This window comes from Bowmanella yangjiangensis, from assembly GCF_018531185.1.
GTDB lineage: Bacteria > Pseudomonadota > Gammaproteobacteria > Enterobacterales > Alteromonadaceae > Bowmanella > Bowmanella yangjiangensis.
In genome coordinates this window covers 640,590-652,964 of record NZ_JAHDJU010000001.1, presented here as the reverse complement: position 1 = coordinate 652,964, position 12,375 = coordinate 640,590, and the positions used below count along the sequence as shown (strand labels likewise).

Here is a 12,375-nt window from a genome sequence, read left to right as displayed (position 1 = left end):
CATGAGCCTGTACGACAAACTTAAAGCAGATTTACAAGCCGGTCGCTTCGCACCCGGCACGGTACTTAAGCAAAAAGAGTTGGCTGAACATTATCAGGTCAGCCGTATCCCTGTCCGTGACGCCATACTCAAACTGAAAAACCAAGGATGGCTGACCGATCATGGTAAATGTGGAGTGGCCGTACCTAAGTTTGACGCCATCGAAGTGGAAGATATTTACCTGATGCGCATGCGTCTGGAGCCTTTGCTTCAGGAATTGGCCATACCTAAATTAAATGCCGAAGTTCTGGGGCGAGCAGAGGATCTGCTTACTCACATGGACCAACCGGGGCTGTCGGCCACAGAAATTGGTGAGCTTAACTGGCAGTTTCACGCCTGCCTTTATCAGCCAGCCCAACGTCCCACCCTGTTTGCGGTGGTGGAACATCTGCAGCGCCAGTGCCAGCGTTACATTGGCTACCAGTCTTTGAGCCTGAATTACCAAGCACGCAGCCAGACTGAGCACCGCGCGCTGTTGGATGCCCTGCGCCAAGGCAAAGGTGAGCTGGCCGAGCGCTTGCTACGCGAGCACATCAGTGAGGCCGGTCAGGCTCTGGTTAATTTTTTGCGCTAAAGGTTTAATTACCTATGTCCTGACTATCCTGACGAAACAAGGACTCCAGTTGCTCTCGACCACGTTTACTGCGTTCTATCAGAGCATCCATATCGTCCAGATCTTCGAGGGTATTAGCCAGCAATGTTTCATCATGCTTACGAAACACTTGCACCAAATAGTCCGCGCGCGCACTGGATACACCATAAGCTTTGAGCACATGATTGGCCGCTTCCAAACTACCGGAATAAACTTCACGTACCAGATCGGTCACCCCGATACGATGGAGATTGCGCACCGTTAGACGGTTATGTGCCCGGGCGATAATATGGATATGGCCAAAATGCTCCCGCACCAGTTCAGCAATTTTCATTACATCACTTTCACGGTTAACTGCAATCAGCAGCACTTTGGCCTGCTCTATCCCCGCAGCCCGGAGTAAGTCTAATTTGGTGGCATCACCGTAGAACACCTTATTGCCAAACTGTTCAACAAAGGCGATATGCGCGGCGTCCTTATCCAAGGCGGTAAAAGGGATCTGGTTAGCCGCCAGGATCCTGGCGCTCATCTGGCCAAATCGACCAAAACCAGCAATCACCACTTGAGGGTCATCGACATTACTGGCCGTATCATACACAGGCGGGCACTGGCGACTGTTTACCCAACGGCTGTACAAAATAACCAGGGGCGATGTCATCGCCATGGAAATCCCCACAATCAGGCTAACCTGATTAGCCAGCGTTGCATCTAGTAGTCCCTTACCGGCAGCCGTGGTCATCACCACAAAGGCAAATTCACCGCCTTGCGACAGCATCAACGCCACTCTGACAGCATCGCCTTTATTCTGACCGGCCATGATTAGCAGGCCACCTATAATCAAGGTTTTAATCACCACCAGCAGTAAACTGGCCCCGACAATAAAGCCCGGATCATCCAGCAATAATTGCAAATCCAGATTCATCCCGATGGCAATGAAAAACAAACCAAGCAGCAAGCCTTTAAACGGCTCTATCTCGGTTTCCAACTGATGACGGAAACTGGAGTTAGCCAGCAACATACCGGCGAGAAATGCGCCCATCCCCATAGATAAGCCGGCTTGTTCCATTACCAGAGCGGTCGCGATGACAATCAAAAGGGCAGCTGCCGTCATCACTTCTTCATTGCCATAGCGGGACAGCAACCTGAGGAAAGGATTTAACAGATACCGGCCAACCACCAACACCATCAAAATGGCCGATAAACTCAGCCACCAGGGCGGCGCAGTGCCATCACTGCCAGCCAGAGATTCCACCAGCAACAGAATGGGAATGACCGCCAGATCCTGCATCAGCAAGATGGCAAAACCTTGCTGACCCGGTGGCGTTTTAAGAATGCCCTGCTCTGCCATCAGTTGAATAGCAAAGGCGGTAGAAGACAATGCCAGCGCCAAGCCTATCACCAAGGAGGGTTGCCATTGCTGCGAGGCTCCGAATACCAGTGCCCCCACCAACAGCAGTGAAGTAATCAGCAGTTGGCCTCCACCGGTAAGCACCACAGCCTGGCGCATAGACCAAAGTTTTTTCGGTTCAAGCTCAAGGCCAATAACAAACAGCAGCAGGATAACCCCAAGCTCAGCAACATGCAGAACATGGTCAGGCTCGTGAATAAGCCCCATCAAAGATGGCCCTATAATCACCCCGGCAACCAGATAACCGAGGATGGCACCAAGTTTAAGGCGCTTAAACAGTGGCACTGCTATCACGGCGGCGATAAGAAAGACTAATCCGGTTGCCAAAGCTGACATCTGTGTTCCTCAATTATGGGCAGTTTGGTGTATTCCAAACTCGTCACTACTGCGCAAAAAAACACTAGACCAAAAGTGGAATCTATTTAAAATCAATCACTAATAGGAAAATAATAATAGTACGCAAAGGAACTTGCTATGCGCACCTTACTATCCACAGTGATCTTTAGCCTGGTTGTATTTGCAGCCATTAACGCCGAAGCAAACTCCAATCAGCACCAACTCCCACTTGAAGCTTTTGGCAGTTTACCAGCAGTCAGCCAGGTAAAGCTTGCGCCTGATGGACAACATCTGGCCATGCTCAGAAATGAGTCGGGAAATACCTTCATTATGAGTGTCAATCTCCAAAGCATGGAGCCGAAGATATTGGCCGTTACCGACAACCAGAAGTTCAAGATTAACTGGTATCAATGGGCGAAAAATGACACCTTACTAATCAGTGCCCGCTTCCCCACCAAACGCTACCGGGTTGAGGTAACCGAAACCCGCTTACTCAAAGTAAATATCAAGGGAGACAGTGAACTTGAGCCAGCATTTAAGGCCAGAACATCCGGACTGTCTGATGATCATGCCAGCCAATTTCAGGATAACGTCGTCAGCTTGCTTCCTGAAGACGATGAGCACTTTTTACTGGCTGTAGATGCCGATATTCCCAATCTTCCGAGCGTATACAAGCTAAGCTTAAAACACACAGGCCGCCAAAAACTTCAACAAGCCAAAGAAGATATTCATGACTGGCATGCAGACAGACAAGGGCGAGTCAGACTAGGGGTTGGACTAGACGACACCCGCGTGTTCTATGTACATAAAAATCTGCAAACCGACGAGTGGGAGACCCTGTGGGAGTACCAGATTTTTGATGCACCCGATATTAACATTTTGGGTTTTGATAAAGACCCCAATATTCTTTACATACGAGCCCTGCATAACAACAGATATGCCGTATTCAAAGTTGATCTGAGCAAAGATAAAGCGCACAAAGAACTGGTCTACGCGGATCCTGATTACGATATTGAAGGCCGCCTACTGTATTCATATAAAACCGGTGATGTTATTGGTGTAACACATGGCGAGGCTGATAATGGTCGCATTTACTGGGACAAGAGTTATCAGGATTTTCAGAAAGCCCTGGATAAAGTATTGCCCAACGCATCAAACATTATCGTCAGTATGAGCAACAACGAGCGTCAGTACGTATTACTGAGTTTTATTGATGACCAACCCGGCATTTACTATGTTGGTGACCGTGATACCCGCCAACTGGAAGCCCTGTCGTCTCAATATCCATTGCTGGATGAGAATAACCTGTCCGGCAAGGTTAAAGTGCAATACCAAGCCCAGGACGGCTTATCCATTGAAGCCTATCTGACCTACCCCAGACATATCACCGAACAGCAACCACTTCCTGCCATTATCCTACCTCATGGCGGCCCCATGGCCCGCGACTATGGCGGCTTTGATTGGTTAACGGAGTTTCTCGCCAACCGGGGCTATTTGGTACTGCAGCCCAACTTTAGGGGGTCATCAGGTTACGGCTTTGATTTTGAGCAAGCATCAGTCCAGGGCTGGGGTAAAGAGATGCAACGTGACTTGCAAGATGCGGCGGATTGGCTTGTTGCTCAGAAACTGGCGTTACCAGAGCGTATTTGTCTGGTGGGTGCCAGCTATGGCGGCTATGCCGCCTTAATGGGCGTGGCAACTCAAGGGGATACCTTTAAATGCGCAGCCAGTATCAATGGCGTAACAGACTTAACCATGATCCTGCGAGAATCCCGCCGCTATACCAATAACAAAGTGGTGAAAAAGCAGTTAGGTGAAAACACCAAGCAACTGCGCGCCACCTCGCCCCTGCATCTGGCAGAGAACATTAAAGCACCAGTATTGCTGTTACATGGTGAGGCAGATAGGGTTGTGCCGGTCAAACACAGTCGCGAAATGGCAGAAGAGCTGCAGGATCTGAAAAAGAATGTTCGTTACGTGGAATTACCTAAAGGTAATCACTATCTGGAGATTGAAGAAAATCGCCTGACGGTATTGCGGGAGCTTGAGGGTTTCCTTAATTCCTATCTGTAGTCATCCCGCTTGGCAGGCTGTTGTCAGATGTAATAATTTGACAACAGCCTGCACAAAACAGGTAGCATTAGCCCATTCATTCCAGTCAATTGCAGTTATCTATGCCTATCGATTTTCGCCGCAAACTCAGCACAGCTCGCCCCTATGGAAAACCAAACGACACCACGCAATTAGACATTCGCAAGCTGGAACGAGCGCTGGAAAGTGACCGCGGCAGAATCATTCAGTCCGCTGCGATTCGCCGTTTACAGCAAAAAACCCAGGTTTTCCCGCTGGAACGCAATGCCGCGGTGCGTTCACGCCTGACCCACAGTCTGGAAGTACAGCAGACCGGGCGCTTTTTGGTGCGCACGCTCTACGATAAATTAGCTGAAAAAGCGGCAGACTATGGTCTGGATGGCTTTGAAAGGGCGGTCGAGTCGCTGGTGGAAATGGCTTGCCTGATGCACGATATCGGCAACCCTCCTTTCGGTCATTTTGGCGAAGCGGCCATTACCAAATGGTTTCGCAATCATCTCAGTACCCTGCCGGTATTTGATAAGCAGCCCGATAGTCCACTGAAAGCTCAGATCATAGCGGACCTTTCCAGTTTTGAAGGCAATGCACAGGCGATTCGTCTGCTGCATTCACTACTGGGACTGAACCTGACTTATATGCAAGCCGCCTGCGTACTGAAATATACCCGCCCCGCGTATGAGGCCAAGCCAGCTAAAGACCAGCCACTTAACTATCTGCGTAAAAAGCCGGGCTATTATTTATCCGAGCTAAGCTATGTTGAAGCCCTGCAACAGAAGCTTGAACTGGGCCAGTATTGTCGCTACCCCCTGGCGTATTTAATGGAAGCTGCTGACGATATTTCTTACTGCCTGGCCGATATTGAAGATGGGGTAGAAAAAGGGCTGCTGAACTATCCGCATTTAACCCAATTACTGATCGAGGAATTCGACGGCGCAGAAGGATTGGCCAATGTGCCCTTCCTCCCCGGCAATGGCCGTGAACCACGCAGTTTTCGCCAGGTAATGGATTATGTACTAAAACGCGCCGAACAAGAGCCGCTGAACAAAGCTCACCAGTATTTTATGTGGCTGCGGGTCAACTTAATTCACCCGCTGGTTCAACATGCTGTCGACGCCTTTGTGGAAAATATTGAGAGCATTTATACCGGTAACTTCAACCGCGCATTGCTGGAAGATGATTCCCTTAACCACCGTTTAATCGAGACCTTCAAAAAAGTCGCCATCAAGCATATTTTCAGTGTGGCAGAAGTTGAAACCCTTGAGCTTCAAGGCTACAAAATCATCAGTGAGCTGCTCAATCAGTACCGGCCTCTGCTGGCACTCTCGGCAGACGATTTCCAGCAAGTTATTGACGGTGGTCATCGCGACCTTTTGATTGAATCGCGCCTTGCTAAACGCTTGGCCAATAAACATATCAGCGCCTATCAACTGGCGGTAAAGCACTTAGATACAGACTTCCTTTTGTGGGAGGGCTACTACCGCTGCCGACTGATTCAGGATATGGTCAGCGGCATGACAGACCAGTATGCCCTGGATGAGTATCGCGAACTCCTGGCCCTGAGCGCGTAATCATTAGGCCAAAGGATTTAACGGACGAGCGCTGTGAATTCTAAGCGTCGGAATAATATGGCCTGCTACGCAGGCCTTCTAACCAACCGTTTAAATCTAGGCCCATACACCAGAGTCGTTAATATCAGGGTTATCATTGTTGTCAGCAGCACATAGGCATTTCGAAAAAGTTCAGCATGAATGCCAATGGATTGAGTTCGCTCTTAATGTTTCGCCTTTCCTGATTTGTCTTTAGTGGGCTGAACGCAGAGATAACCCCAACCAGATAAACCAGACAATTTGGCTTAATCCGAACAGTTCTTTCATTTCTGGCACACTTTGAATCAGAGTCAACACCCCGAAAGTGCCAACCACCAAGCCTAAAATATGCAGACCTTTAGACATCTTTTGCTTAACTAACCCACAGATGCTGGCCAGCAATACCCATAATCCACCAACCAGTTCAATGCCACCGCCAAGACCATTCACAACAGTGTTGTAGGTATAAAAAAGGTTTTCGGCTTGCGCCGGTGACTTATCAAACAGCCCCAACATGGTGTTCATCCCCACCAGCGACAGCATGCCGGACGCCATCATCAATACCGCCCAGATAATGCCAAATAAGCTGGCGGTATTTAACAGACTGGAATTAACCAACTGCATTTTGTTTTGCAGCGCCTGAACGCTAACCAGTAAAAGCGCGCCAAAAACCAGATAGCCGACAATATTGGCAAGACTTATTAATAACTTTTGCTCGCCAATATACTGAATCTTATCCGCTACATTCTCTGAGGACGGGAAAGACAGCATCGCGCCAAACAGGATAAACATAAAAACATAACATAGCGCCATCCCAATTGAAGCGCCCGCCCCTGTGTTCTGCAAAACACGGTTAACTGAGTGTTCTGTACATAACGTCATAGTGATTACCTTTCAGTAGTGGTTTATTTCGCTACACAGTAAAGGTCAGGATTTAAAGAATCGTCTGCGCAACGTGGCGAGGACAAAAAGTCACCCGAGACGCGGGGCATCCAGCAGCACAATGTGAGCAAGTATTTACACAAAAACTTCAGAGGAATGTGAATAACCAGATGTTTTCAATTGACTGACACAAAACCCCAGCGCTTTGATGACAAAGGCTTCAACGGCATTTGATGTTTCACGGTACTCACCATTCGGATGTCCGGGATATTCAGCCAGGACAGATTCATTCCCCTTTGGGGCTAAATTCACAACCAGCGAATTCTGTTGTGCTAAAGCTCAACTCAGTTTGGCTGAGATTGATGACGCCGCGCATAATCAAAAAACAAGAAAACGCACATGCAGTTAGCGATCTCTGGTCAGCCCAGGCATGAACAAGTCACAGAGATATTAGTTCTGCCTGTGGATGCAGCCAGCTATGTTAAGGTAGCGATAGATTAATAAATGAAGCAGTCTTAAATGCTCGATATGTACTTTTCATCCATGGCATTGGCGGTTGCCACCTTTAGCCTTTTCCTTTTGCTGCCGCAGCATAAAAACCCGGCAAAACGACCGTTAGTCTGCGTGCTTACCTGCCTAGCCCTGCTGGCAAGTGGCCCGGTAATATTCTCCACCTTTCCCGCTTTCAGGCAGCTTTATATCGCCGCGATCCCCGTTATTTTTTACCTATTGTTGCCTTGCTTTTGGCTATACCATGAGGCGCTTATCTCACCAGCCCCATGGCAGTGGCATAAAAACACCAATAAACACTTTCTGCCCCTTCTCTTCGCCTTGCTTGTCTCGCTGTTGATTTTGCTATTGCCCGAGGGGGATTTTGACAGCATGTTTTTCTCAGAAATTCCGCTTGAGAACACAATGGCAAAAATGACCGCCACCAGCTTTTTCGCACTGCTGGTGCTATGGTGCGTACTTAGCCTGGTGTATGTCGTCGGCATGTTCAAAAGAACAATTGAATACCGCTCCCGCATAAAACAGATGTACGCAAATGAAAGCGGCAAAACCTTGCTGTGGGTAAACGTTTTTTCTCTGCTGTTAGTGTTCACCTGGATTTATGCCCTGGCAGTGCTCACGGTGGGGAATCACTTTGCACAATATGGCTTGTCCGATACCGGGGTTTTTCTGTTACTACTGGTGTTGGTCTGGCTGATGGCAACCAATGGGCTTCGTCAACAGCCAGGGTTCGCCGAGGTATTATCTCCAGAACCGGACAAAATAGAGGTCGGCGTGCAAACAAATAAAGCAAAGTACCAGCGCTCTGCACTCAACCAGGATGATTTTGAACGTATTGCTACTAAGCTGGTGCATGCCATATCGCAGGATGCCCTGCATTTAGATGCCGAGCTGAATCTGCTAAAGCTGGCAAAACATACGGGAGTGCCGTCACAATACCTGTCTCAGACGCTTAATCAGCATCTGGACACCACGTTTTTTGATTTTATCAATCAGGCCCGCATTGAAAACGCCAAGCCAATGCTGCTAAAAGGCGACCAAACCGTATTAGATATTGCCCTGGCAGTAGGCTTCAATGCCCGTTCATCCTTCTATAAGGCGTTTAAACAATCCACCGGCATGACCCCCAGCGAATACAAAAAGCAGCATAACGCCGGGTAGTCAGATAATTAAATGATGGCGCTGACAGAGGCATATTCCCGACATAGGTTAATGACTCAACCTGAATGCCTGGCATCATTCTCACCGTAGATGGCTCGTTAGCGCGTTTTTTGACCGAGAAAAACCTCATGAGGATTTTTCTATAGGGGCTATGGACAGCCCTGGGCATTAAACGTACAATGCACGGGCTTTAGATAGTTAAAGCACTTTCAACTACTGCACTGTTTTATCTTCGTCCTTTTGTAAAGTCGATATTAGACATTTATATGCGTTCTTGGTAAGTCTTATCTAATGCTCCACCGGTGAATTTCACCAAAAATTTAAGTTTTAAAAAGGTTTATTACATGTCTAATTCAGTAAAAGGCACTGTTAAGTGGTTTAACGAAGAAAAAGGTTTCGGTTTCATTTCTCAGGAAGACGGTGGTAAGGATGTATTCGTACACTTCCGTTCTATCGTTTCTGAAGGCTTCAAAACCCTGAAAGAAGGTCAGTCTGTATCTTTCACCGTAGAACAAGGTCAGAAAGGTCCTCAGGCTGCTAACGTAGTTATTAACTAAGACTACGCACTGAATACCAAGAAAAGCCGGGATTTTTATCCCGGCTTTTTTGCTTATAGAATTCACTGAACCTTCTATTGAGCCAGCTAAGGGAGATTTTCTGAGCCGGTTTTGCTCACCCTTTGTAAAGCATAAGACCACATCAAGAGCCCATGGCAACCCATTAGCAACCACTGCAAAGATAAGCCCAATGAATTCGATTCCGGCTTAAGAAAACAGGCCAAAACCAACCCCACAAGACCGAGCAATAAAATGATTAGTCGACAAGCGTTTACCGCTGGTTGTTTGTCCGACAGCTCCGTGCACCAACGTCCACTGTATAAAAGTAACGAGCTAAACCCGAGGGTCATAAAATAAAGGTTCATTACTAGAAATGGTCGCTCGATAACAGGTGAACTATCAATAAGTCCGAAGTTGTAGAGGACAAAGAACGCAAAGCTCGTTTGGCCAATATCAAATAACACATCAACAATATGAGGGGTGGCATGGGAGTTGAGAAAGTTGGAAATGGTGAAATAAATCATGCACCAGAGTAAAAACGCATAGCCCAGCCCCCTCTGCCAGGTATAAAGTGCAAAAAGCTGGCTAAAATCTATATCGGAGAAATCTTTTAAGATATTGAAGGCAAAGGCAAAAAACAATGATCCAAGCAGCCCACCTACCCACATGCTTTGAAAGTTCTTTTTGGCTTCATTAATTTTATTTGTATCACCAGCCCTGTGACAAAAGGGGGGCAATTTAAAATATGATTTAAAGCCCTCTCGAGGTTTGTCATCGATCTTTGACATAACTGAGTTTTCCCTGACAGCAACAGCTCATTATTCAACCAACCAGAGCAAAAGTTCAAACTTTACGCACTAAATAAACTTAGTCTTTGCAGAACAAAGGATACCAAGCTCCCAGACTTAGGGCTTATTTACCCTTAGCGAATGATCACTAACAACTAGCCATCTCAACAAGGTACAATCCCCACCTAACCAGACGAAGGGATATGCTATGCAAAACTGGCTCATTTGGATCATCCTGGCCGTACTTGTGATTGTCGCCATAGGCATTTACAACAGCCTGATTGGTAAGAAGAATCAGGTGGAGAATGCCGAGGCATCCATCGATGTGATGCTGAAAAAGCGTTTCGACTTGATCCCCAATATGGTGGAAAGCGTGAAAGCCTACATGGCTCATGAGTCGTCGCTGCTCAGTGAGTTGACGGCGTTGCGCGCAAAAGCTCAATCTGGTGGTCTGAACGGCGAGCAAAAAGTTGCGCTGGATAAGCAAATGAACACGGCCATGTCCCACTTTAACATCGCAGTGGAAAACTACCCGGATCTGAAAGCCAGTGAAAACTTTCTGCTGCTGCAACGCACCATGAATGAAACGGAAGAGCAGATTTCTGCCGCCCGTCGCGCCTTTAATGCCGCGGTGACTGACCTGAATAATGCTATCGAAATGTTCCCCTCCAACCTGTTTGCCAGCCGCATGAATCTGAAACAGCGGGCGTTGTTCGAGATCCCACAAGAAGAAAAGCAAAACGTCAATGTAGGTAAGCTGTTCGGCGGCTAAGCGGGAAGACATGGACGTGAACAAAGCGAGAACTTCGGTAAAGGCGGATCTTCATCGGCTTTTTTCCGGCAAGCTGAAAGTTCAGCTACAAGCCCTGGACACCGTCAGACAACAAGCGGTAAAACGCCTGCTTATCGCCTGCATTGTCGTCCCTGTGGTCAGCCTGTTGGGCTTTGCTTATATCCAGGCCAATTATATGGATCCGGACCTGATCTTCTGGGTCGTTGGCCTAAGCGCCATGCTGATGTATTGGTTTGTAATGAGCAAGTGGTCCAGTTATCGTCGCGATTACAAAACCCAGGTTGTGGGTAAACTGCTCAGCACTTTTAACAGTAGCTTTAAATACGCCCCAACAGGACAAGTATCATCGGTAAAATACAAAGACAGCGGCCTGTATCCACGCGCCTATGACCGCTATGAAGGCGAGGACTATGTTATCGGTAAGCTGGGCAAAACGCTTATCGAGTTTTCCGAGTTACATACCCAATACAAAACCACCACCCGGGATTCCAAGGGGCGTACCACCACAAACTGGCATACCATCTTCAAAGGCTTATTTTTTGTGGCCGATGCCAATAAACACTTTAAAAGCAAAACCTACATCAGGCCCGACAGCAGCGGTTTGTTTTCCAGCCTGGGCAAATCTATCGGTAATTTACTAGGTACTCGCGACGCCAGAGTGGCATTGGAAGACCCCGAGTTCGAACGCTTTTTTGAGGTCTACAGTAATGATCAGGTTGAAGCGCGCTACTTAATCTCGCCAGCCCTGATGCGAAGGTTGATTGCCTTCAGACAGGAAGCCGATGCCAGCGTGGCCTTGTCTTTTGTTGGCGGCCAGCTATATATCGCCATCCCCACCCGCAAAGCCTATTTCGAACCTAAGTTGTTTAAACCGGCGGTCAACATGGACGTTATCGAAGAAATCTATCAAGACCTGGATTTTATTACCGGCATAGTCGAAGACCTGGATCTGAATACGCGAATCTGGACTAAAGAGTAAGCCCTAGAAATCGCTTTGTTTTTGCTTGCTAACGCTTTGTACCCAGTTAACAGCGAAATACAGCACGCCACCGACAGCACCGCTGTATAAACAGAGTTTGTGTAATGCTTGCACCGAGATAACGCCAAGAAAGTCGTTTACTTGAGTAACCGGAAAGAAGGGCTCCACATCAGCATGCATAAAACTGTCCAGCAACACATGGCTAAATGTGCCGATAAATGCCGAAAGAAAACATACCCACCAGGCAATACTGACGTTCCACTGACGATTCAGGCCAAGCACAAACAAGCCAATTTCAGATAAATACTTGCCCGATAAGGCGGCAAACACGGCCAGAAGTGAGGCGCCGATATAGGTATGTGAAAAACCATGCAGATGCCCCTCACCAGAAAGCATAACAATCAGGGGTTGAACATCCATAACAATCTGCGCCCAACCAAACACCATTAAGCTAAAGCTGCCTTGCAGCAGACTTTTCAGCAAAATTCCGGGCCCCATATGAAATGGTGTAAATGGCATGCCCCCTCCTCGTGAATTCACTTAAGTTACTTGTCCTAAATTCTGCGCTCAGCGTTTTTATCACCAAGTATTCCTGAATCCAACAAACGGGTCGCGCCTTCGAAATATCTATTAACAATAATCTGCCTGACGGC

The 12,375-nt window shown here is 47.7% G+C and carries 11 protein-coding genes; 7 read left to right on the top strand and 4 right to left on the bottom strand.

Annotated elements, in window-relative coordinates; translation table 11 throughout:
* Position 1: 1 nt before the first annotated feature.
* Complete coding sequence (locus KJY73_RS02940) at positions 2-613, top strand: GntR family transcriptional regulator (RefSeq protein ID WP_214340179.1); 612 nt, start codon at positions 2-4, stop codon at positions 611-613.
* 4 nt (positions 614-617) lie between these two features.
* On the opposite strand, the gene KJY73_RS02935 is transcribed toward KJY73_RS02940, so the two are convergent.
* Entirely contained in the window at positions 618-2,375 is a 1,758-nt protein-coding gene (locus KJY73_RS02935) for a monovalent cation:proton antiporter-2 (CPA2) family protein (protein ID WP_214340177.1), read from the bottom strand.
* Between the two features lie 138 nt (positions 2,376-2,513).
* Here KJY73_RS02935 and KJY73_RS02930 point away from each other — a divergent pair, with 138 nt between their 5' ends.
* Together KJY73_RS02930 and dgt are read left to right on the top strand one after the other, a co-directional pair.
* Positions 2,514-4,448, top strand: a complete 1,935-nt coding sequence (locus tag KJY73_RS02930) for an alpha/beta hydrolase family protein (RefSeq protein WP_214340175.1) — start codon at positions 2,514-2,516, stop codon at positions 4,446-4,448.
* A 101-nt stretch (positions 4,449-4,549) separates the two neighbouring features.
* Complete coding sequence (gene dgt, locus KJY73_RS02925) at positions 4,550-6,034, top strand: dGTPase (RefSeq protein ID WP_214340166.1); 1,485 nt, start codon at positions 4,550-4,552, stop codon at positions 6,032-6,034.
* A gap of 231 nt (positions 6,035-6,265) precedes the next feature.
* Here dgt and KJY73_RS02920 read toward each other — a convergent pair whose 3' ends face one another.
* Complete coding sequence (locus KJY73_RS02920) at positions 6,266-6,934, bottom strand: hypothetical protein (protein ID WP_214340164.1); 669 nt, start codon at positions 6,932-6,934, stop codon at positions 6,266-6,268.
* Positions 6,935-7,453: 519 nt separating this feature from the next.
* On the opposite strand from KJY73_RS02920, the gene KJY73_RS02915 reads away from it, so the two are divergent.
* Both KJY73_RS02915 and cspE read left to right on the top strand, forming a co-directional pair.
* On the top strand, positions 7,454-8,605 hold the full coding sequence (locus tag KJY73_RS02915) for a helix-turn-helix domain-containing protein (RefSeq protein ID WP_214340162.1): 1,152 nt from the start codon (positions 7,454-7,456) through the stop codon (positions 8,603-8,605).
* Between the two features lie 344 nt (positions 8,606-8,949).
* A complete protein-coding gene (gene cspE, locus KJY73_RS02910; RefSeq protein WP_214340160.1) occupies positions 8,950-9,162 on the top strand; it encodes a transcription antiterminator/RNA stability regulator CspE in 213 nt (70 codons plus the stop codon).
* A gap of 86 nt (positions 9,163-9,248) precedes the next feature.
* Here the strand turns inward: cspE and KJY73_RS02905 are convergent, their stop codons facing one another.
* The gene (locus tag KJY73_RS02905; RefSeq protein WP_214340158.1) at positions 9,249-9,950 is read right to left on the bottom strand and encodes a hypothetical protein; all 702 of its coding nucleotides are present in this window, start codon (positions 9,948-9,950) and stop codon (positions 9,249-9,251) included.
* 208 nt (positions 9,951-10,158) lie between these two features.
* Here KJY73_RS02905 and KJY73_RS02900 point away from each other — a divergent pair, with 208 nt between their 5' ends.
* Together KJY73_RS02900 and KJY73_RS02895 are read left to right on the top strand one after the other, a co-directional pair.
* Entirely contained in the window at positions 10,159-10,722 is a 564-nt protein-coding gene (locus KJY73_RS02900; protein WP_214340149.1) for a LemA family protein, read from the top strand.
* Between the two features lie 10 nt (positions 10,723-10,732).
* Positions 10,733-11,722: a DUF3137 domain-containing protein gene (locus tag KJY73_RS02895; RefSeq protein ID WP_214340147.1), complete on the top strand. Its 990-nt coding sequence runs from the start codon at positions 10,733-10,735 to the stop codon at positions 11,720-11,722.
* A gap of 3 nt (positions 11,723-11,725) precedes the next feature.
* On the opposite strand, the gene KJY73_RS02890 is transcribed toward KJY73_RS02895, so the two are convergent.
* Positions 11,726-12,241, bottom strand: coding sequence for a zinc dependent phospholipase C family protein (locus KJY73_RS02890; RefSeq protein WP_214340145.1), 516 nt, complete (start codon positions 12,239-12,241; stop codon positions 11,726-11,728).
* Between the last annotated feature and the right edge of the window lie 134 nt (positions 12,242-12,375).

Coding starts and splice junctions, on each gene's coding strand:
- KJY73_RS02940 (WP_214340179.1), top strand. CDS start 2: ATGAGCCTGTACGACAAACTTAAAGCAGATTTACAAGCCGGTCGCTTC.
- KJY73_RS02935 (WP_214340177.1), bottom strand. CDS start 2,375: ATGTCAGCTTTGGCAACCGGATTAGTCTTTCTTATCGCCGCCGTGATA.
- KJY73_RS02930 (WP_214340175.1), top strand. CDS start 2,514: ATGCGCACCTTACTATCCACAGTGATCTTTAGCCTGGTTGTATTTGCA.
- dgt (WP_214340166.1), top strand. CDS start 4,550: ATGCCTATCGATTTTCGCCGCAAACTCAGCACAGCTCGCCCCTATGGA.
- KJY73_RS02920 (WP_214340164.1), bottom strand. CDS start 6,934: ATGACGTTATGTACAGAACACTCAGTTAACCGTGTTTTGCAGAACACA.
- KJY73_RS02915 (WP_214340162.1), top strand. CDS start 7,454: ATGCTCGATATGTACTTTTCATCCATGGCATTGGCGGTTGCCACCTTT.
- cspE (WP_214340160.1), top strand. CDS start 8,950: ATGTCTAATTCAGTAAAAGGCACTGTTAAGTGGTTTAACGAAGAAAAA.
- KJY73_RS02905 (WP_214340158.1), bottom strand. CDS start 9,950: ATGTCAAAGATCGATGACAAACCTCGAGAGGGCTTTAAATCATATTTT.
- KJY73_RS02900 (WP_214340149.1), top strand. CDS start 10,159: ATGCAAAACTGGCTCATTTGGATCATCCTGGCCGTACTTGTGATTGTC.
- KJY73_RS02895 (WP_214340147.1), top strand. CDS start 10,733: ATGGACGTGAACAAAGCGAGAACTTCGGTAAAGGCGGATCTTCATCGG.
- KJY73_RS02890 (WP_214340145.1), bottom strand. CDS start 12,241: ATGCCATTTACACCATTTCATATGGGGCCCGGAATTTTGCTGAAAAGT.